The organism is Streptomyces sp. NPDC086147 (assembly GCF_040702165.1).
Lineage (GTDB): Bacteria > Actinomycetota > Actinomycetes > Streptomycetales > Streptomycetaceae > Streptomyces.
In genome coordinates, this window is sequence record NZ_JBFBJO010000017.1 from 54,160 (window position 1) to 73,155 (window position 18,996).

Below are 18,996 nucleotides of genomic sequence, written 5' to 3' on the forward strand. Positions count from 1 at the left end.
AGAGACGAACTGCCGGCATGAGGTAGGAGCAGTACCTGTAGTTGCAGTTCGCAGGACGGTACGGCGGTGGAGTTCCGGAGCCAGGGTTGTCGCAGGACGGCGACGGGGCTGACCGCCGGGCCGGGCGGCCCGCAGTGATCAGGGGCCGCCGCAGCGGGGCCGCAGTCATGACCGATGCGGTACCCGTGAGTGCAGTTCGCAGTACCCGGCAGTGCAGTCGAGTGAGTGGTACCCCGGTGAAGGCGTCGGCTGCGGGCGCGCGCACCGGGAGGGTCGGCAGGAGGACTTGCCGCCGACCGGGGTGGTGCTGTGAGAGGCCACCGGTAGTGCGCAACACCAGTAGTACAAGCAGTGATCGATTCAGAGGGAAGAACGGAGGAGTGCAGCACCATCGGGATCGCCCGGGTGGAAGCATCTGGCCCGGGTACCGCAGGACATCGTGAGTGAGGTGGTCTCCGGTCAAGCAACCGCGATCCCCGCACCCCCGGCAGCAGCCGTGTCAGGTGTGCGGACACAGAAGGCCGGCGCAGTATCAGGGCCGGCAGGTGGTGTAGTAGTTCCTTCGGGGCCCTGGTGCCGTACGGCACCAGGGCCCCTCAAACATGTCCCAGAGAGAGGTGCAGATGACAGCGGACGACACACGCGGCCGTCTCGACGACGACGACTACCCCGCCTACACCATGGGCCGGGCCGCCGAGATGCTCGGCACCACCCCCGCCTTCCTTCGCGCCCTGGGCGAACACCGCCTGATCACACCGCTGCGCTCCGAGGGCGGCCACCGCCGCTACTCCCGCTACCAGCTGCGCATCGCCGCACGCGCCCGCGAACTCGTCGACCAGGGCACCGCCCTCGAAGCGGCCTGCCGCATCATCGTCCTCGAGGACCAGCTCGAAGAGGCCCAGCGCCTCAACGACCAGTACCGCCGCGCGGCGGCCGGGTCGAATCCGCCGGCCGCGGAGTGACCCGGGTGCCGGCCGGGCGGCGGGCTTCACCCGTCCTGGCCCCTGCGAACGCGCCGCTCTTTCCGGTGGTCACGCAGGGTGCGGGCGTGTAGCGTCACCGTTAGCTGTCGTGGTTCGGAAGTTCCCTTTGCCCACGCCCCCGGCGTGGGCTTTCTGCTGTGCTGTGCCGCAGGAACCAGGGCGATCACCTCCACCTTCCGTACCGTGCGGGAGGCGTTCATCGACTGGAAGGCATCAGACATGGCTACCGGAACTGTGAAGTGGTTCAACGCCGAGAAGGGCTTCGGCTTCATCGCCCAGGACGGCGGCGGCCCGGACGTCTTCGCCCACTACTCCGCCATCAACTCCTCCGGCTTCCGCGAGCTCCAGGAAGGCCAGACGGTCACCTTCGACGTCACCCAGGGCCAGAAGGGCCCCCAGGCCGAGAACATCACCCCCGCCTGACCTTCCCCCGCCCCGGCAAGACGAAGAGCCGGTGGCACAGCATGTGATCCACAGGTTCAGGGCCGTGCGGCCATCAGCTGCACGGCCCTGAACTGTCGTCCGAGCGGGCCGGCTCACCCGGTACCAGCCCGAAACAACCTCGGCTCCGGTAAGAAAGCGAGCACGACGGGCGGCACTGCTCCGCTTCTTTCCCCGGAGGGTCCGGCGGGTCAGCGCCAGGTGAGGTGTTCGTAGTGCCGCAGGCGCGCGCGGGCGGCCTGTTCGGTCATGCCAAGGGCCTCGGCGAGCGCGGGCACCAATCCGTCCTCGCCCTCGTCCTCGTCCTGTTCGTGGGTCAGGGCCCGGACGGCCTCCGGACCGGTCTCGGCGACGATCGCCTCCAGGCCGTCACAGGTCTTCAGCATCATCGCGTACGCGCGCGTCTTGTCCTCCTCGAACCAGAGCCGGTCCAGGCGCTCGCGCACCTTCCCCAGTAACTCCGCGAGGTCCTCGGGCAGGGCCACCGCGCGCCCGGCGACTTCATCGAGGTGTGCCTCCCACTCCGCGTACGGGCCCGAGGTGTCGTAGGCATCGGGGTCGTCGTCCTCGCGGACCTTCTCCCAGTCGATCGGGTACGTCTTCGTGCCGCGCCAGCCGCACGCGCACCGGCCCCGCATCGACACCGCGGTGGGCCGGCGGAACTCGCCGTCATAGTGCCACCAGTCGCTCGACTCGTGGAAGGTGGCGCCGCTGCCCAGGTCGAAGAGGACCGGCTTCGGCTCGCTGCCATCGGCCAACAGCACCCCGACCATGCCCTCGTGCGACTCCAGTCCGTCCCGCCGCCACCCGCTCCGCTCCCCGTACATGACGAGCTCCTCTTCCGCCTCGACGCCGCCGCCCCGGACATGGCGCCCGGCGCTTCCCGGAACCACGATGCGGTCCGGTCCCGGCTTCCCGCAGCCGGATCGCGACATACTCCACAGGCAGATGTGACGCGCGGCGGTTCCGCGCGCTCCCACCACGGGGGGAGTACGGCGCGGACGGGCGGTCAGAGAGACCGGCGGCGAGCACGATGACCGCCATGACGACACCCTCCATAGACAACGGGCACCTGGACCTGGTGCACGATCCGCGTGAGCTCGCCGGTTTCCTCTCGGCCCGTATCCGCGAGGCCGGGCAGCACGCCGGCCGGATCACGGCCCTGGAGGAGACCGGCAGCCAGTTCGGGGCACACCTGTCCTCCGCTCACCTGCGGGCCGCCGCCGCGGCGAACGCGTGGCTGTTGGAGATGCACCCGGGCCCCCGGGACCGCGACGGCTACTGCCCGGGCTGTGCGGGCCCCTACGACTGGACCCCTGTGCACAGCAGGCACTGCCCCGTCCAGTTGGTGCTCGCCCGCATCCGGGAGAAGCACCCCGACTTCCCCGCCTGGGTCCTGCGCGAAGAGATCACCCAGTACCGCCACGAGGACTGATCAGCGGGAACGACCGCGGGCCAGGCCTTGGCTTTGCCGGTCCGGCTCAGCTCTGCGGGAGGGAGCGACGGGCAAGGACGAGGTGGCGCCACCGTCCGCGGACGGTGGCTTCGTCGTCGTTCCACCGAACGGGTCCCGGTGGGGTGTGCCGGTCGTCCATGAAGGCGGCGATGTCGGTGTAGTACGCGTAGTCGCCGCCGTCGGTGAGTTCGCGCAGCCGGGCGATGGTCTCGGTGACGCCTTGGTCGTCGCCGAGGACGGCCTGGTGGAAGCAGACGACGATGCTCGTCTGCCTTGCGGCCGTTGAGAAGGTCCTGCCGTCGATCGATGATGAGGATGGCGCGTTCGAGTACTACAGGCATCTGCGGGACATGGCCGCGCTGGCTGTCGAACTCGGGAACGCCGACGGTCGGTAGCGTCGAGTGGTGCGGGCGGTGGGCCGGCCGACGGCCTGCTGTTCGGCGCGGACCCTGGTAGTGGCCAGACGGTAGGAATCGGTGCCGGTCTCGATGATGTCGCCGCCGAAGGTGAGACGGCCGGCGAGGGCCGCGCAAAGCCGACATGCATGCTGCGTTTCACGTGCATGTTGAACAAGATGCGGGGTATCCGGCGGACCGTCGCCCCCAGGGCGAGGGTTGGTGGGTTCGGCGGAGGAGGGGCGGAAAACATGGTGACGGAGACCGGCATAAAGGTGCGTGGTGTCGAGCTGCCGATGGTGCCCGATCCGATGAAGGTGGCGCCCAAGGACGCGCGTTCGCTGTCGAAGCAGTTTCTGGAGCGGCTGGCAGTGCTGGAGGAGGGCACGCCCGAGTACCAGTACGCGCGGAACACGCTGATCGAGATGAACACCTCCCTCGTCCGTTACGCGGCCGGCAGGTTCCGCAGCCGCGGGGCCGATGAGATGGAGGACATCGTCCAGGTCGGCACGATCGGTCTGATCAAGGCGATCGACCGCTTCGAACTGTCTCGCGAGGTGGAGTTCACGACCTTCGCGGTTCCCTACATCATCGGTGAGATCAAGCGGTTCTTCCGTGACACCTCCTGGGCGGTGCACGTGCCGCGCCGTCTGCAGGAAGCCCGCATCGAGCTGGCTCGCGCCACGGAGGAGCTGCGCTCCCGCCTGGACCGCAGTCCGACGGTCAAGGAACTGGCCGAGTTGATGAGCCTGTCCGAAGAGGAAGTCATCGAAGCGAGGATCGCCTCCAACGGCTACAACTCCGCTTCCCTGGACGCCACCCTCTCCGGCGACGAAGACGGCGAGGCGGTCCTGGCGGACTTCATCGGTGTCCAGGACCCGGCCATGGATCTGGTCGAGGACTTCCACGCTCTGGCTCCTCTCATCGCCGAGCTGGACGAGCGGTCGCGACAGATCATCCACTGGCGGTTCGTCGACGAACTCACCCAGGCCCAGATCGGGGAGCGGCTGGGCCGCTCCCAGATGCAGGTCTCACGGCTGCTGGCACGCATCTTGAACCGCCTGCGCGAAGGCATGCTCACCACCGACTGAGGCTCCACCGACGCACCGGTCGGCCCCATACCCCCGAGGGGGCAAAGGCCCGCCGACCGCTTCGCGACGCCGGACGCGGCAATCAGGGAGGACCCGCATTGACCGAGCACCAGCACCAGGCCGTTGAGGAGGTGCCCCTCACCACGGTCGACATGCACCTGGAGGTTCTGCTCCGCATGGTCGAAGCGCAGCCCGGGGCCCGGATGGCGATCTGCCTGACCACACGGGGCGGTGTCATCGCCGGCCATCTGGTGGCCGCGCAGGCATGGGCGGAGCGCTGGGAAGACACCGTGCGCCAAGCCGACGAACAGGGGCAGGCCAAGGTGATGGCGCAGCTGCCGCAGATGATCCAGTCGACACAGCGGCACGGTGAAGTCTCCGAGAACGGCCTGCACCCGTTCTTGCACCTGGTGGACGTCACTTTCATGTCCGTTCCCGGCTCCCTCACCTCCCCGGTATGGCGCGGACGGGTCAGTGATGTCTGCGGATGGTCACTCGGCACCGTCTGACCGGCTGCGGTTCAGTCGGCTCTACGATCTCGGCCTCGGTCACGTTCTCGCTGGTCATCGGTGCATCTCCCTTGATCGGGAGTTGCACCGACCCGGCCGTACGGGAGGCGGCCGACCGCATGATCACGCTGACCTACGCGATCCGCGAGGCGCTCGACAGCATCGCGGCGCTCGCGGCCGCCCGGCAGGAGGCGGTGGCCGCTCATGACGGTTTCGTGGACACCGCCGCCCGCCACCTCACCGCCCAGACCACCTGACGCGCCCGCGGCCGGCCCGGCAAAGGACGACCCCGCCGGGCCCGCTCACCTCTTTCGGCGATCCCGCTCCCGAACCGTCACCGGTTCCCGGCCGGGGTCCCGATGACTAGCCGGTGACCACACGACACCCCTACCGAAACACCCTGCACCGCACGGCGGCCGTCTCCCTCCTCAGGCTTTGAATCTTGCGCAGAGCGGGTCGGCGAACAGCTCCTCAGGCCTTGATGGCCGACCATGAGTGCCTTCCAGAAGGACGATGAGACAGGGGATGGCCGGTTGCATCCGAACGGCCGCAGACCGAATCCGAATGTCGCGGAAGTCCCGTCGGCGGGCCCGTACGGCCAGTGGCCTGCCAAGAGCGCGCGAGCGGACAGTCGGGATGATGTGTTCGCGATGCATGAGAACGGACTTCGGGTGTACCCGTAGATCATGGCGACCTCCCTGACATCCCAGAACGCGGGCTCGAACACGGATTCGACAAGACCGGTGGTGCACATCGCCGCCGAGCGCTTCGTCCGGTGGGTGGAGGACGGAGCCGGGCAGTTGCCGCTGCCCGGTTCGGGCGGGACGCAGGAGCGGTTCACCGCGCTGCAGTCGCTCGGCCGGGCGGACCTCTCGCTCGCCCGGCTGGCAGAAGGACACGCGGATGCCACGGCCATCCTGCACGAGCTCGGCGCACCCGCACCGGCGGCGGGAGAACGCTGGGGAGTATGGGCGGCGCAGCCGCCCGGGACCACCTTGCGCGCGCGCCCGGACGGAGGCGACGGCTGGCGGCTCGACGGGCTAAAGAAATACTGCTCCGGTGCGCATACCTGCACGCATGCACTGGTCACCGCTGACACCGATGACGGATACCGGCTGTTCGCCGTCGCGACCGACCATCCGGGGTACGCCCCGGTCGCCGGTACATGGCGGGCGGTGGGCATGGCGGGGAGCGACACCCCTGACGTGCAGTTCACCGCGGTGCCGGCACGGGCGACAGGCGGTGTGGACGCCTACCTGCGGCGCCCCGGCTTCGCCCACGGCGGGGTGGGGGTCGCCGCGTGCTGGCTGGGCGGCGCCCGGGGCGTGGCCGACGCGCTGTTCGCGGCGGCACGTCATCGCGCGCCGGACCCGCTGACGGCGGCCCACCTGGGTGCCGTGGACGTCCTGCTGCACAGCGGGCAGTGGGCGCTCGACGCCGCCGCCGCCGCGATCGACGCCGAGCCGCTGGAGGACGGTCCGACCGCCCAGTTGCGTGCGGCCCGGGTGCGCGCCCTGGTCGCCGACGTCTGCGCGCGCGTACTGGACGAGGTCGGCCGGGCACTTGGCGCCGGGCCGCTGTGCCATGACGCCGAGCACGCCCAGCGGGTCGCCGACCTCACCGTCTACATCCGCCAGCACCATGCCGAACGCGATCTCGCCGCGCTGGGCCGTCTGGTGACGGAGGAGACGGCGGACACGGCCGGCACGAAGGAGGGGACCGATGGCTGAACGGCCCGCCACCGATCTTCCCCCTCCGTACTCCATCGACCGGCGGCGGGCCGCCGACGCCATCGACGCCGCGGGCACTGCCGAGGAGGTGTGGACCGCGTGGGCCGGACGCGAATGTTGGTCCGAGGCTGTGCTGCCCGACGGGCCGGTGCTCGTCGTGGCGGCCCATCCCGACGACGAGGTCCTCGGGTTTGGAGGGACCGCGAGCCGGCTGGCGGCGGCGGGACGGCAGGTGCACGTGCTGACGGTGACGGACGGGGAGGGCTCCCACCCCGGAAGCCGGGTGCTGCCCCCGCCCGAACTGGCACGGGTACGACGGGGCGAACTGGCCGAGGCGCTGGACGTACTCGGGCTCGACCCCGTCCACCGGTACCGGATGGGCATCGCGGACACGCGCGTCGACGAGGCGGAGTACCTCGTCGCCGCGCGGGTGGAGCAGCTGGTGCGACAGACGGGCGCCGGGCTGTGCGTGGCGCCGTGGAGCGGCGACCTGCACGCCGACCACGAGGCGGCGGGCCGGGCCGCGAGGACGGCCGCGGCCGCTGCGGCCGTTCCCCTGTGGCAGTACCCCGTATGGATGTGGCACTGGGCCACTCCCGGTGACGCCCGCGTGCCCTGGGACCGCCTGCGCCGCCTGCCGCTGACCACGGAACTGCTGAACCGCAAGAAGACCGCCGTGCGGTGCTTCCGCACACAGATCGCGCCGCTCGCCGACCACCCGGACGTGGTGCTGCCCCCGGACGAACTCGACCACCACCAACGCCTCTTCGAAACAGTCTTCGTCGAAGGAGACACGCCATGAAGGACGCGGACTCACCAGTGCGCGACACCGGGTCCTCCACGCCGGAAAGCTACTTCGCCCGCATGTACGCGGACACGTCGGACCCCTGGGACCTGGAAAACCGCTGGTACGAACAGCGCAAGTACGCGCTGACGCTGGCCGTCCTGCCCCGGCGCCGCTACCGCCGCGCGTTCGAGCCGGGCTGTTCCGCCGGAGTGCTCACACGGATGCTGGCCGAACGGTGCGACGAGGTGGTGGCGGCGGACCGGGTGGAACGAGCCGTGGAGACGGCGGCGGCGCGCAACCGCGACCAGCCGCACGTCAGCGTCGAGCACCTCGTCGTACCGGACCAGTGGCCCACCGGCCGCTTCGACCTCGTGGTGCTGTCCGAGCTGCTGTACTACTTCGACGACGCTCAGCTGCAGAGGATCCTGGACCGGACCGTCACCTCCCTGGAGCCGGGGGGCTCGCTGGTGACCGTGCACTGGAACCATCCCGTACCGGAGCACCGGCTGACCGGCGAGCAGCTGCGCCCGTACCTGGAGGCCGTGCCCGGACTCGTCACCGGGCCCGGCTTCACCGACCCCGACTTCACCCTCGGCACGTACACCCGTCTCCTGCCCGACGGCACCCCGCCGCCTTCGCCGGCCGCCGCCGAGGGCCTGGTGTGACCGCCAGGATCAGCGCACTGGTCGTGGCGGTACCGGCGCACGACGAGGCCGCGAACCTTCCTGCGGCACTTCGCTCGGTCCACCGCGCCCGGCGCCTCGCCGCGTTCCCGCCGTGCACGGTCGTGGTCGCGGCGGACGCCTGCACGGACGCCACCGCGGCCACGGCGGTCCGGCACGGAGCGAACGTGGTGGAGGTCGCGCACCGGATGGCCGGTGCCGCCCGGGCCGCCGCCGTGACGCGGGCCCTGGAGCTCTGTGGGACGCGGCCCGAGGAAACCTGGATCGCCACCACCGACGCCGACTGCCAAGTCCCGCCCGACTGGCTCGTCCACCACCTGCAACACGCCCGCCGGGGCCGGCAGTGCCTGCTCGGCACCGTCCGCGTCGCCCCCCATCCGTCCCTCGCCCCGCCGGTGCGGGCGCTGCACGACGCGCACTACTTCGCCGGCCGCGACGGGCCCGGCTGGGTGCACCCGCACGTGCACGGGGCCAACCTCGGCATCCGCGCGGACACCTATCTGCGGGCGGGCGGCTTCCCCGCCGTGCCGTACGGAGAGGACCGTGCTCTCGTCGCCGCCCTGCCCTCCGACACCCGTGTGCTGCGCACAGACGCCTGCCCTGTCACCACCTCCGGACGGATCACTCCGCGCGCGCCGCACGGATTCGGCGCGTTCCTGAGGGCGCTGGGCGAGCTGTCCGAGGAGGTCGCGACAGAGCGCAGCGGCTCAGGCCCTCTATGACGGCAACTCGTGCGTGCCTTCATGCCACCTGGTCACCTCGCTTCTCTTCGCAGGGCTGACCGGCTTCAGGCCGGAGCATCCAACGCGGGGCCGGTGAGGTCCAGGCCAGGCCGGCGGCCGCTGACAGCCAGGAGCGAACAGAGCGCCGGTGTGTCACAGACGGGCCGGTGCCCGTCGCGGTGAGCGGCGCCCGGCTCGGCAGCTTTCCGGTATCGAAGAAAGCTGCGGGGGTGCGGGCTCGGAGCCGGAGTGCTCGCGCGACGACCTCTTATGAGCTCGTAACACGATCATGATTAGTTCTTCTTGAGTCGTCCCGAGGCGTCCGAGGCGACGCGCGGCTGGTTCACCGCCTGCTTCGAGACGGGCACCCGTTGGAGGGACTGCCGGGTGACCTGGCGACATCCCAGGCCCTGACGGCGGAGTTCCCGCCCGTGCTGGAGGCGTTCGACCGCCCCCTGGACGAGGTCGGAGGCCGTGTCGGTCTCGCGGGTCGAACCGAGCGGTGAGCACCGGGACGCCTCCGGCACTGTCCCCGCGGACGAGCGCGGCGTTGTGGACGGCATGGGGCCGACCGATCGGCATCGAGGAGCAGGCCGACCGGATAGCGGAGGCGGCGTGCGAACTCACAACCACCCCGGTCGCCTCCGGCTGGAGCGCGGCCGGCGCCGACGACGCCTTGGTCGCCACCGACACCTTCGTCGATGCGCTCGCCCAAGTCGACCCCGACGTACGCGAGGTCCTGGTCGCGATAACCACCACGACGGCCACCGTCCGCCAGCGCCTGGTGTCGGCGTAAGGGCTTGCCTCCCCATCTACGTACAGCACGGCGATCACAAGGACAGGACTGCCGCGATTGCCGCCCTGGAGCACTGGGGCCGCTCTGGAGTCGTCACGGGCAAGAAGGTGCGCCGCGCCGTACTGCCCGGATACGGGGCAGAGGTGCAGCCTGCGGGATAAAAAGGACGCCGGGGCCTTCCACCGGCGGAAGGCCCCAGCGTACGGACCCGCCGGGATCTCCCGGGATATCGAAGGAAAACAGCATGGCCAGTGGCACCGTGAAGTGGTTCAACGCCGAGAAGGGCTTCGGCTTCATCGAGCAGGACGGCGGCGGACCGGACGTCTTCGCGCACTACTCCAACATCTCCGGCAGCGGGTTCCGCGAGCTCAGTGAAGGCCAGAAGGTCCAGTTCGACGTGACCCAGGGCCCGAAGGGCCCCCAGGCCGAGAACATCCGACCCTCCTGACACCCCTCCTGCCCCGCGGAGGTCACTGTGTAGAGTGGTCTCACCGACGCGGGGTAGAGCAGCTCGGTAGCTCGCTGGGCTCATAACCCAGAGGTCGCAGGTTCAAATCCTGTCCCCGCTACTGCCCGAAGGGCCCGGACCCCGGTCCGGGCCCTTCGCCGCATTCGAACCCGCACGGCGTATGGGCGGCGACCACCGCGTGGGCCCGCCACAGACGCGCCGCGGCCCGGCTGCCGACGGGAGTCGGGTGCCGGGCCGAAGGGGACGCGGGGTCAGAAGGGCATGTGGCTGCGGGCGCGACGGCCGATGGAGCCGCTCTTGCCGACCGCCTTCGAGCTGCTGCGGAACGGCTTGCTGAAGAGGCGGCCCAGCGGGCCGGGGGCCTTGCCGCCCGCGCGGGAGCCCAGGCCGAGGGTCTTCTTGGTGCCGCGCTCGGGGTGCTTGGAGAGGCGGGGCAGGAAGAACGCCAGAACGGCGAGTACCACGCAGATGGCTATGATTCCGGCGATCATCATGGTCGGACTCCACTTCCTCGGTGGCGCGGTGACGCTTCGTCGTGCGTGATCAGCGCGTACCCGGCGAACCTTCGTTCACGCCCCGGCTGTCAGCTGCACTACGGCGCAGCTGGGTTATGTCCGGCGCGTGGCAAGGAGGCCCGGAAGCAGTAGGGCGGTGCAGGCACCGTGACGCCGGGGCCATGGACCCGGCCACCTGAGGCCGGGAGAGTGGCTTGCGTCGCGATCGCTTCGGGCGTCGGCTCAGGACCTGAGGGTGTGGGGGTGGATCTGCCGGAGTCCCATCGGCGCTGCGGGTGGCAGTGGTTCGGCGTGATCGTGAGATCGCATGGACTGCAGGACCTCGGCACGCGAGACGAGAGAAGATCATGAGTGAGATGCGCGCCGCGCTCTTCGACCGCTACGGGCCTCCGGAGGTCCTGTACGTGGGCAGCATGCCCGTACCGTCCGTCCGGCCCGATGAGGTGCTGGTACGGGTCCATGCCGTGAGCGTCAACGGCGGCGAGCTGCCCGGGCGGGCCGGGAAGCCGCGCCTGGTCACGGGCCGCACCTTTCCGAAGGTGACCGGTATCGATTTCGCCGGTGAGGTCGCCGAGACCGGGCCGTCGGTGACCGGGGTACGGGTGGGGGACCGGGTATGAAGGCTGCTGGGCCGCAAGTCCGGCAGCACGGCCCAGTACGTCGCCGTCCGTCCCCGGCAGATCGCCCCCGCCCCGGAGAACCTCACCCTGGTGCAGGCCATCTCTCTGCTGGCAGGTGGGACGACTGCGGTGACCGCTCTGCGCGACAAGGCCGCGCTCAAGCCGGGTGAGCGTCTGCTGGTGCGCGCCGCCGCCGGCGGCGTGGGCAGCGTCGCCGTACAGATCGGCAAACTCCTCGGCGCCCACGTCACCGCGCTGGCCGGCGCCGAGAACCTCGACTTCGTCCGCGGCCTGGGCGCGGACGAAGCCTTCGTCTACCGGACCACCCACCCCTCCCGTCTGGGCCGCTTCGACGTCGTCGTCGACACCGCCGGAACACGGCAACACATCTACCGCCGGCTCCTCGCCCCCGGCGGACGCATGGTCGCCGTCACCATCGACACCAGCAAGCCCTCCACCAGCCTCGCCCGCATCCTCGCCTCGACCGTCCACGGCACAGGACGCATCCGCGCCTTCAGTGGCAACCCCGACACCGCCCTGCTCACCGAACTCACTCGGCACGCCGAGAACGGCGACATCGTCCCCGTCCTCGACACCGTCCACCCCCTCGAAAAGATCGCTGATGCCCACCGGGCCCTGGAAGCCGGCGGGGTGCGCGGCAAGCACGTCATCCAGATCGCGCAGGCCGGAGAAGCACGGGCGCGGTGCGGTCGTCATGACGAACGGTTAGCGGCGGAAGAAACGGTGCTGTACCCGGTTTCCACCATCGCGAGGTCACGCCTCACGCTCAGGACGCCGAGGTGCCGCCGGCATCCGATCCCTGGTCGGTTCCGGCAGCCGGGCCTGCGGATTCGGACCGTCGGGCGCGTAGCTGTCGCACGGTCCAGGTGACGCCTGCGATGACGAGGCCGGCGGACAGGCTCCCGAGGAACTCGGGCAGCGCGGAGACGAGAACGTCGGACACGGAACGGCGGGCACGCCACGACGGAGACCCTGGCGTGCCGTGCTCCTCTACGCGGGGCGGCGACGGATGTGCTGTGCACCCGGGCCCCTGGGCGCGTTCTGCGAGGAAGGTCTCAGCGCGGGCGTTGCCGACGCCGAACAGTCGGCTCCAGGCCCACGCGTTCTCCGACCCGCGATCATTCTGCCCGGCCGACCCGCCCCACCGAGACCGTTCGCCACTTCCTCACGAACTGGGCGGAAGGTCCGCTTTCCGTCCTGTGTGTGGGAGGGGGAAGAGGGACCGCCGTCCCCGAGCACCTGTCCATGATGCGCGGACAGGAGTGATCGCGTCGGACAACGGCCCAGGGTTGTCCGACGCGACGGAATCGTGTATTCAGACGGCTCAGCACAAGGAGCCTTTTCAACCCGGCCGTCAGGTCGGCCGCCCCTGCCCGTTGGAGCGTTCGCAGCATGGTGGCCGACTGTGGATCTGCTGGTCAGAGGTCTGTCACTGGCTGACGTGGTCACTCGCCTGCACGCCCTTGACCAGCACAGATGTGAGGTTGGAGAAGGCTCGAGGGGGCTTCCTGTCGGCCGAGCCGACCCTCAGCGTCCTGCTCGGGCTTCAGGCGCGAGTCGACGGTGGATCACTCATGGACATAGGCCCCGAGCAGCCCGAGCAGTACCGTGCAAACCGCCACGACGCAGGTGACCGTGAGGACCGCTGCGCGTGTCCGCCGCCTCTTGGTCGGGGGCAGTACCGCGGTGCCGGGAGCGAACTGTTCGGCCAGTGCGTCGTGGAACCGTTCCCCATCCAGCGCCGGATCGTCGCCAGGAGTAGTACCCGTGGTTGTCGCAGCCAGCTCTCCCGGCTCAGATCCGGCCGCAACGAGCCCAGTAGGTTCGGCGGTCGGCGCTGGTCCGCCGATCGACGGCACGAGCGAGGTCGGCTCTTCTTCCAGCGCAAGCCCGTCCGCCGGTGTGGGATTGTCGCTCTGCGCCGGAATGGAGGCCGGGACTACCCGCGGCAACGGTGGCCGCAGAGCGGCGCGGGATCCCTCCGCCTCAGGGCTCCCTGCCGGATCTTCGGCGGACGGCGGTGTGGACACGCCCGGTGCCTCCCCTCGGCTCGGTTTCCCGTGCGCGAGGTGAGGAGGCTACCGCCTGAATCGGCGGCGTGAGAGAAAAACCGAAAGCGGTCCGGAGGAAGGACGGATTCGGGCGTTCGCACGCACGCCTGTGGCTTTCGCCGGGGAGGGGAAGCAGAGCGGAGGTGGAGAGCCCGCCCTGGAGAGGCGGGCTCTCGGTACGTCTCCGCGCGGAGACGTGCAGTTTCAGGCGCCGGCGCCCTTGAGGGATCGGATGACCTTGAGAGCCAGGTCGATGTCCTCGGGGAAGTTGACGATGCCTGCCGACAGGCGGACGTGGGGGACGCCGTACGGGGTGGCGTTGGCGATGACACGGTTCTCGCGAAGGATCTTCGCCACGTCCCGCGGTGCGTAGCCCTCGACGTCGAAGGTGACGATGCCGGCTGACACCTCGGGGTCGAGTGGAGTGTGCAGCGTGACGTGGTCCATCGCGGCCAGGCCTTCCTTGATCTGGCTGTTGAGTTCCGCGATCCGGTCCTGGATCCTCTTGCGCCCGATCTGGCGGACGAAGCGGAACGCTTCGGCGGTGGCCCACTGGTGCTCGTACGCGGCGAATCCGCCCGGGCTGATCCACGCGGCTTCGGTCGGTCCGACCGGCTGGCGGTCCTGGCGCCAGGCCGCAGAGGTCTCCTTGCTCATGAGGCTGGGGATGGTGGGCTGGAGGAGCGCCCAGTTCTCCGGCTTCGCCCACATGATTCCCGTGCCGCGCGGTCCGAGGATCCATTTGTGGGTGCCCGCGGAGAAGAAGTCGCAGCCCATGCTCGCGACGTCCTCGTCGGCGACGCCGAACCCGTGCACGCCGTCGACCACGAGCAGGACGCGGTCCTCTTCGTCACGGTTGCGGTTCAGGTCGGCGATGACGTCGGCGACCCTGGAGATGGGCAGGCGGACGCCGGTGTTGGAGTGGACCCAGGCGACGCCGAACACGCGGGTGTGGGGGCGGATGGCGGCGCGGATGCGGGCGATCGCCTCGTCGACGGAGAAGTCGGGTGACGACTCGTAGAGCGAGATGGCGCGCGTGGTCGCGCCCCACCTCTCGGCGGTCAGGCGGATCGTCTCGTGGTGGGGGTAGAACTCGTGCGTGGTGGTGAGGATCTCCTGGCCGGGCTTGAGGCGCAGGCCGTTGTAGGTGAGTGCCAGGCCCATGGTGGTGCTGGTGGTCAGGGCGATCTCGTCGGCGTGGCCACCGACGTATTCGGCGGCCTCGGCGCACACGGTGCGCCACAGCTGGTCTTCTTCCCGGCCGAACATGTTGTCGTCGAGGAAGCTGTGCGGATCTTCGTCGAACGCCTTGCGGTATTTGGTGATGGCGTCGCGGACGGGAGTCGGGTTGGAGGCCAAGTAGAAGTTCGAGAGGTGGGCCAGGTCGGGCGAGAGAGGGAACTGCGCGCGGACGGACTTCCAGTCGTTGGGGTCGAAGGGCTGGGGGCCGGCCTCGGCCGTGGCGTGCGGGAGGCGTTCGATGCCGGTGTCGGCCGGGCGTGTGGGATTCGGGAGGGACATGGTGCTCCTCGATATGTGTCCGGGGTCGGGGGTGTTCTCGCGAAGCGCGGGCGGGAACCGGGTCATGCGGTTTCGTTCACCTGCCCGACTGGGAGGTCTGGGCGGTTCCCGCCTCCTGCTTCTTCTCCTGACCGTGGGCCTCGGCGTCGGGCAGGGGTTTGGGCGCGCTGGCAGGCAGGCCTTTGCCGACTGCCCAGGTGATCAGGGCGCAGGCTGCGAATGCGGCTCCCAGGAGGCTGGATCCGGTCCATCCGTGGGAGGTGAAGACGGAGGTGGTGGCGGCGGCTCCGAGGGCGGAGCCGAGGGAGTAGAAGACCATGTAGGCGCCGATGACGCTGCTGGTGCGTTCCGCGTGGGCGCTGGTAAGCGTGTGCTGGTTGCTCACGTGTACGACCTGGACGGCGAAGTCGAGCAGTACGACGCCGATGACGAGGAGCCACAGCGACCAGTGCAGTTGGGCGATCGCGGCCCAGGACAGGATGAGCAGGGCCAGCGCGGAGCCCGCCATCGGCACCGCCCGTCCCGCGTCCGCCCAGCGTCCCGCGCGCGCGGCGCCCAGTGCGCCTGCCAGCCCGGCGATCCCGAACATGCCGATCTGGCCTTCGCTGAAGTGCCACGGCGCGTCCGACAGCGGCAGCGACAGTCCGCTCCACAGCGTTCCGAAGGACGCGAACAGGAAGAACGCGATGAAGCCGCGTGTCAGGAAGAGGCGCTCGCCGAACAAGGCGCCGAGTGAGGTGAGGGCCTGGCGGTATCCCGCGGGCCGGCGGGTCTGGTCCTCCGGGGGCAGGGCGCGCGGGACGAGGGCGGCGAGTCCGAGTGCCAGCACGCCGAGCAGTACGTAGATGCTCCGCCAGCCCCACTGCTCGGCGAGCAGGCCGGTGACGATCCGGGCGCCGAGGATGCCGATCACCACGCCGGAGGTGACGATCCCGATGTTCCGCCCGCGTTCGGCGGGTGGTGAGACCGATGCCGCGTAGGCCACCGTGGTCTGCACCACGACCGCGAACATCCCGGCCAGCGCGAGTCCCGTGAAGGCCGTCCAGGCGGTCGAGGCCGCGGAGGTCAGGAGCAGGCCGACCGCGGTGATCGCGAGGTGCACGGCGATGAGCCGGCGCCTGTTGGTGACCACGTCGCCGAGGGGGACCAGCAGGACCAGGCCGGCCAGGTAGCCGAACTGGCCGATCGAGACGATCCATCCCAGCTGTCCCGCCGGGACGCCGAGGCTGTCCCCCATCGGTGCCAGTACCGGTTGTGCGGCGTAGACGCTCGCCACCGCGACACCGCACACGACTGCGAGAAGTAACCGTCGCCAGGCGTCCATCGCTCTCCGATCAGAAAATTGGTAGCAGAATGAAACTTATTCGAGGCTAGGGCACAATGGTCTCGATCTGCAACTCATCCAGGAGGTGTCATGCCGCGCCCCTCCCCCGGCACCCCGAACGATGCCTGGACCGACCCCGACTGCCCCGTCGCCCGCACGCTCGACCTCGTCGGCGACCGCTGGAGCCTCCTGGTCGTGCGGGACGCGATGGACGGGGCCCGCTCCTTCACCGAGTTCCAGCGACGCACCGGCATCGCCCGCAACATCCTCAGCGACCGTCTCCGGAAGCTCAGCACCCACGGCCTCCTCGTCCAGCAGACCGCACCCACGGGCCGCCGCCTGGAGTACGCACTCACCGACAAGGGCCGCGACCTCTTCCCCGTCCTGCTCACCCTGCGCCAGTGGGGGGAACGCCACGCCTTCGACCCCGGCGAGCCCCACTCCACCCTGGTCGACGAACACGGCACCCGCGTCCCCGACCTCACACCGACCGGAGCCGACGGCGTCCCCCTCACGGCCGACTCCACCCATGTACGGAAGACCGGCAGAAGCCGATGACGCACGAACGGAACCGCTGTCAGCGCTCCTGTCCGCGCGTGCTGAGCCGCAACGCGCGATCGAACGGTCGACGAGCAGCTCCCGCGGGCCAGACGACCTCCACCGCAACGCCGTGGGCGCGGGCGTACGCCACCATGTGAGCGGTGGCGTCGTGACCGCAGGACGGGGATCCGTCCCAGACGGCCAGCAGCCTGGCGCAGCCGCGGACGAGCCGCTCGTCCGCACTGACGCAGGTGTCCCGGTCCAGCGGATCGAAGGGCAGCACCCGTATCGCCTCGGCCAGTGCCAGGAGTTCCCGTTGCGCCTCCCGCTCCTGGAGCGAGGCTCCCTTGAGGACCTCCGAGCGTTCCGGGAGGCACACCTCCAGGCCGCGCCCCGCCTCACGCACCATCCGCCCGAACTCCAGAGACAGTCCCGCGCCGGCGCGCACGAGTCCGGTCGCGTCCGTCGGCAGCCCCTTCAGACGTGCCCGCAGATCGCTCCGGACCAGGTCCCACGTGTCCGGGGTCAGGTCGGCGTGTCCCAGTGCCGTGATCATCCGCCCGCTCGCCTCCTCACCATCCGATGTGCTCCGCTCGTGTCCGTCCTGTGGGGGCCTTTCGTGGATCAACCGGCACGATCCGCACGCGTGAGCTCGGTGCGCAGCAGGTCCAGACCCATCGGCCCCAGGTCCAGGGCCTGCTGGTGGAACCGCTTGAGGTCGAAGCCGGCGCCGTCGCGGCGGCGGGCCGCGTCCCGCGACTCCAGCCAGACCTTCTCCCCCAGCTTGTACGTGATGGCCTGCCCGGGACGCCCCAGGTACCGGTCGATCTCGAAGTCGACGAATCCCGCCGGACCGAGTCCGCAGTGCTCGAGGAGGAAGGCGCGGCCCAGTCGCGCGGTCCACCGCTCCCCCTCGTGGAATCCGGTGCCCGCGGGGATGGGGAGCCTGAGGTGAAGGCCGATGTCGAGGACGATCCTCGCGGCGCGCAGCAGTTGGCCGGTGGCCAGCATGCCCAGGCGGTGCGCGGGGTCGGCGAAGTGGCCCAGCTCGTCCATCAGCCGTTCGGCGTACAGGCCCCATCCTTCGCAGTGCCCCGGGTGCAGTTCGCACGCCAGGCGCTGGAACCGGTTGAGGGTGGTGGTGTTCAGCGCCGTCGTGCCCAGCTGGAGGTGATGACCCGGAACCCCTTCGTGGAACATCGTGCCGGGTACCGTCCACGTCGGGATCAGCGCGTCCGGGTCCGCCCGGGTCCACCAGATCGTTCCGGGGCGTGACAGGTCCTCGCTGGGTGCCAGGTAGACGGCGGGCCCTTCGCTGAGGGATATCCGGCAGTCGATCCGCCGCAGGGCCTCGGGGACCGTGAAGTGTGTGCCGTCGAGGTCGGCGATGGCGCCGTCGGCGAGCTCCTGAAGCCAGTCGCGGAAGGCTGCCGCGCCCCTGATGTGGTGGCGGGGGTCCCCGTCGAGTGCCGCCAGCACGGCCGGGACCGGTTCACCCGGTGCGATTCGCTGCGCGGCCTCGGCCATGTCCCTTTGGATCCGGTGCAGTTCCTCCCAGCCCCACGCATAGGTCTCGTGCAGGTCGAGCCGGGTGCCGAGGAACTCGCGCACTCCCAGCTGGTAGCGGTCCTCGCCCAGCGCGTCCAGCTCAGGAGCCAGCGGGGCGAGTTCGTTCGTCAGGTAACCGGCGAACCGCGTCAGCGCGTCGTTCGCGGCGGCCACTGCCCGGTCCAGCGCCTCGCGTGGTACGCCGGCGTCCGGTCCGGTCGACAGCCCTTCCAGGTACGGCCGCGTGTCGAGACAGTCCCGGGCGTTGCGGACCACCTGGCGGTAGGGCGCGACCCGCCCTCCGCGCCGTGCGGCCTCCAGGCTCTCGCGCAGCCCGAGCAGGGTGCTGGGGATGGCCCCCAGGCGTGCGAGCAGCGCGTCCCACGGAGTGTCGGGGCCTTGGTCGAGCAGTTCCACGGCCTGCCGGATCCGCTGCACCGGCCCGTCCAGGGTCTCCAGCAGTGTGGCGTATGCGGCGGTGTCGGCCAGCGCCGTCTCCGTGGCGAGCCGTTCGCCGAGGACCGTCGCCGCGATCCGTTCGGAGTCTGTCGTCACTGCTGCGCTCTGGAGTTCCTTGGCCGTGCGGCGGGCCAGTTCGGTCCGTTCCCACACGGCCTGGGGACCGAAGTCGGTGAGCCGGTCGTCCTGCCCGGTGACGCCCATCGCCGAGGCCAGGCACGGGTCGAGTTCGGCGAGATCGTCCACGTACCGGTCTGCGAGGTCGTTCAGGGCGGTCATGATCGGGGACCGTTCGGCGACGGGGGGCGGGAGGCGAGGTCCGCCGGGAGGATCAC

Annotated in this window: 21 protein-coding genes, 1 tRNA gene and 2 pseudogenes; 16 read left to right on the forward strand and 8 right to left on the reverse strand. The window is 70.2% G+C overall.

Annotated elements, in window-relative coordinates; all coding sequences use genetic code 11:
• Nucleotides 1-623: 623 nt before the first annotated feature.
• Nucleotides 624-962 carry a MerR family transcriptional regulator gene (locus AB0398_RS27495; protein ID WP_366378304.1) on the forward strand — a complete coding sequence of 113 codons (339 nt, stop codon included), beginning with the start codon at nt 624-626 and terminating at the stop codon, nt 960-962.
• A 240-nt stretch (nt 963-1,202) separates the two neighbouring features.
• Nucleotides 1,203-1,406 (forward strand): cold-shock protein, encoded by a 204-nt coding sequence (locus AB0398_RS27500; protein ID WP_048475199.1) that lies wholly within the window; start codon nt 1,203-1,205, stop codon nt 1,404-1,406.
• 209 nt (nt 1,407-1,615) lie between these two features.
• On the opposite strand, the gene AB0398_RS27505 is transcribed toward AB0398_RS27500, so the two are convergent.
• A complete protein-coding gene (locus AB0398_RS27505; RefSeq protein ID WP_366378305.1) occupies nt 1,616-2,317 on the reverse strand; it encodes a hypothetical protein in 702 nt (233 codons plus the stop codon).
• A 149-nt stretch (nt 2,318-2,466) separates the two neighbouring features.
• Here AB0398_RS27505 and AB0398_RS27510 point away from each other — a divergent pair, with 149 nt between their 5' ends.
• Both AB0398_RS27510 and AB0398_RS27515 read left to right on the forward strand, forming a co-directional pair.
• Nucleotides 2,467-2,859 carry a hypothetical protein gene (locus AB0398_RS27510; RefSeq protein ID WP_366378306.1) on the forward strand — a complete coding sequence of 131 codons (393 nt, stop codon included), beginning with the start codon at nt 2,467-2,469 and terminating at the stop codon, nt 2,857-2,859.
• A 224-nt stretch (nt 2,860-3,083) separates the two neighbouring features.
• A complete protein-coding gene (locus AB0398_RS27515; RefSeq protein ID WP_366378307.1) occupies nt 3,084-3,275 on the forward strand; it encodes a hypothetical protein in 192 nt (63 codons plus the stop codon).
• A 32-nt stretch (nt 3,276-3,307) separates the two neighbouring features.
• On the opposite strand, the pseudogene AB0398_RS27520 reads toward AB0398_RS27515, so the two are convergent.
• Nucleotides 3,308-3,418: pseudogene (locus tag AB0398_RS27520) on the reverse strand (AAA family ATPase); the annotation flags it as partial.
• Between the two features lie 108 nt (nt 3,419-3,526).
• On the opposite strand from AB0398_RS27520, the gene AB0398_RS27525 reads away from it, so the two are divergent.
• The 7 genes from AB0398_RS27525 (at nt 3,527) to AB0398_RS27555 (ending at nt 8,797) form a co-directional block, all read left to right on the forward strand.
• Nucleotides 3,527-4,366, forward strand: coding sequence for an RNA polymerase sigma factor SigF (locus AB0398_RS27525; protein ID WP_366378308.1), 840 nt, complete (start codon nt 3,527-3,529; stop codon nt 4,364-4,366).
• A 98-nt stretch (nt 4,367-4,464) separates the two neighbouring features.
• Nucleotides 4,465-4,875, forward strand: coding sequence for a hypothetical protein (locus AB0398_RS27530; RefSeq protein WP_366378309.1), 411 nt, complete (start codon nt 4,465-4,467; stop codon nt 4,873-4,875).
• Between the two features lie 119 nt (nt 4,876-4,994).
• Nucleotides 4,995-5,132, forward strand: coding sequence for a hypothetical protein (locus tag AB0398_RS27535; RefSeq protein WP_366378310.1), 138 nt, complete (start codon nt 4,995-4,997; stop codon nt 5,130-5,132).
• A gap of 429 nt (nt 5,133-5,561) precedes the next feature.
• Nucleotides 5,562-6,605 (forward strand): acyl-CoA dehydrogenase family protein, encoded by a 1,044-nt coding sequence (locus AB0398_RS27540; RefSeq protein ID WP_366378312.1) that lies wholly within the window; start codon nt 5,562-5,564, stop codon nt 6,603-6,605.
• Nucleotides 6,598-7,407 carry a PIG-L deacetylase family protein gene (locus AB0398_RS27545; RefSeq protein ID WP_366378313.1) on the forward strand — a complete coding sequence of 270 codons (810 nt, stop codon included), beginning with the start codon at nt 6,598-6,600 and terminating at the stop codon, nt 7,405-7,407. Before AB0398_RS27540 ends, AB0398_RS27545 begins: the two co-directional genes overlap by 8 nt.
• The gene (locus AB0398_RS27550) at nt 7,404-8,057 is read left to right on the forward strand and encodes an SAM-dependent methyltransferase (RefSeq protein WP_366378314.1); all 654 of its coding nucleotides are present in this window, start codon (nt 7,404-7,406) and stop codon (nt 8,055-8,057) included. The genes AB0398_RS27545 and AB0398_RS27550 overlap by 4 nt, the downstream gene beginning before the upstream one ends.
• Nucleotides 8,054-8,797 (forward strand): glycosyltransferase, encoded by a 744-nt coding sequence (locus AB0398_RS27555; RefSeq protein ID WP_366378315.1) that lies wholly within the window; start codon nt 8,054-8,056, stop codon nt 8,795-8,797. The genes AB0398_RS27550 and AB0398_RS27555 overlap by 4 nt, the downstream gene beginning before the upstream one ends.
• A 293-nt stretch (nt 8,798-9,090) precedes the next feature.
• Here the strand turns inward: AB0398_RS27555 and AB0398_RS27560 are convergent, their stop codons facing one another.
• Nucleotides 9,091-9,360, reverse strand: coding sequence for a hypothetical protein (locus tag AB0398_RS27560; protein WP_366378316.1), 270 nt, complete (start codon nt 9,358-9,360; stop codon nt 9,091-9,093).
• Here AB0398_RS27560 and AB0398_RS27565 point away from each other — a divergent pair.
• The 3 genes from AB0398_RS27565 (at nt 9,348) to AB0398_RS27575 (ending at nt 10,162) form a co-directional block, all read left to right on the forward strand.
• The gene (locus AB0398_RS27565) at nt 9,348-9,593 is read left to right on the forward strand and encodes a hypothetical protein (RefSeq protein WP_366378317.1); all 246 of its coding nucleotides are present in this window, start codon (nt 9,348-9,350) and stop codon (nt 9,591-9,593) included. The genes AB0398_RS27560 and AB0398_RS27565 overlap by 13 nt on opposite strands.
• A gap of 244 nt (nt 9,594-9,837) precedes the next feature.
• Entirely contained in the window at nt 9,838-10,041 is a 204-nt protein-coding gene (locus tag AB0398_RS27570; RefSeq protein WP_366378318.1) for a cold-shock protein, read from the forward strand.
• A gap of 47 nt (nt 10,042-10,088) precedes the next feature.
• Nucleotides 10,089-10,162 (forward strand) — tRNA-Met (locus tag AB0398_RS27575).
• 151 nt (nt 10,163-10,313) lie between these two features.
• On the opposite strand, the gene AB0398_RS27580 is transcribed toward AB0398_RS27575, so the two are convergent.
• Nucleotides 10,314-10,556, reverse strand: coding sequence for a DUF6411 family protein (locus AB0398_RS27580; RefSeq protein ID WP_366378319.1), 243 nt, complete (start codon nt 10,554-10,556; stop codon nt 10,314-10,316).
• Between the two features lie 368 nt (nt 10,557-10,924).
• On the opposite strand from AB0398_RS27580, the pseudogene AB0398_RS27585 reads away from it, so the two are divergent.
• Nucleotides 10,925-11,875: pseudogene (locus tag AB0398_RS27585) on the forward strand (NAD(P)-dependent alcohol dehydrogenase); the annotation flags it as partial.
• Nucleotides 11,876-13,473: 1,598 nt separating this feature from the next.
• On the opposite strand, the gene AB0398_RS27590 reads toward AB0398_RS27585, so the two are convergent.
• Nucleotides 13,474-14,790: an aminotransferase class V-fold PLP-dependent enzyme gene (locus AB0398_RS27590; protein WP_366378320.1), complete on the reverse strand. Its 1,317-nt coding sequence runs from the start codon at nt 14,788-14,790 to the stop codon at nt 13,474-13,476.
• Nucleotides 14,791-14,866: 76 nt separating this feature from the next.
• Complete coding sequence (locus AB0398_RS27595; RefSeq protein WP_366378321.1) at nt 14,867-16,114, reverse strand: MFS transporter; 1,248 nt, start codon at nt 16,112-16,114, stop codon at nt 14,867-14,869.
• Between the two features lie 90 nt (nt 16,115-16,204).
• Between AB0398_RS27595 and AB0398_RS27600 the strand changes: the two genes are divergently transcribed.
• The gene (locus AB0398_RS27600; protein WP_366378322.1) at nt 16,205-16,672 is read left to right on the forward strand and encodes a helix-turn-helix domain-containing protein; all 468 of its coding nucleotides are present in this window, start codon (nt 16,205-16,207) and stop codon (nt 16,670-16,672) included.
• Nucleotides 16,673-16,691: 19 nt separating this feature from the next.
• Here AB0398_RS27600 and AB0398_RS27605 read toward each other — a convergent pair whose 3' ends face one another.
• Nucleotides 16,692-17,210 (reverse strand): hypothetical protein, encoded by a 519-nt coding sequence (locus AB0398_RS27605; RefSeq protein ID WP_366378323.1) that lies wholly within the window; start codon nt 17,208-17,210, stop codon nt 16,692-16,694.
• 68 nt (nt 17,211-17,278) lie between these two features.
• Nucleotides 17,279-18,940 (reverse strand): DUF885 domain-containing protein, encoded by a 1,662-nt coding sequence (locus AB0398_RS27610; protein WP_366378324.1) that lies wholly within the window; start codon nt 18,938-18,940, stop codon nt 17,279-17,281.
• Nucleotides 18,941-18,996 lie beyond the last annotated feature (56 nt).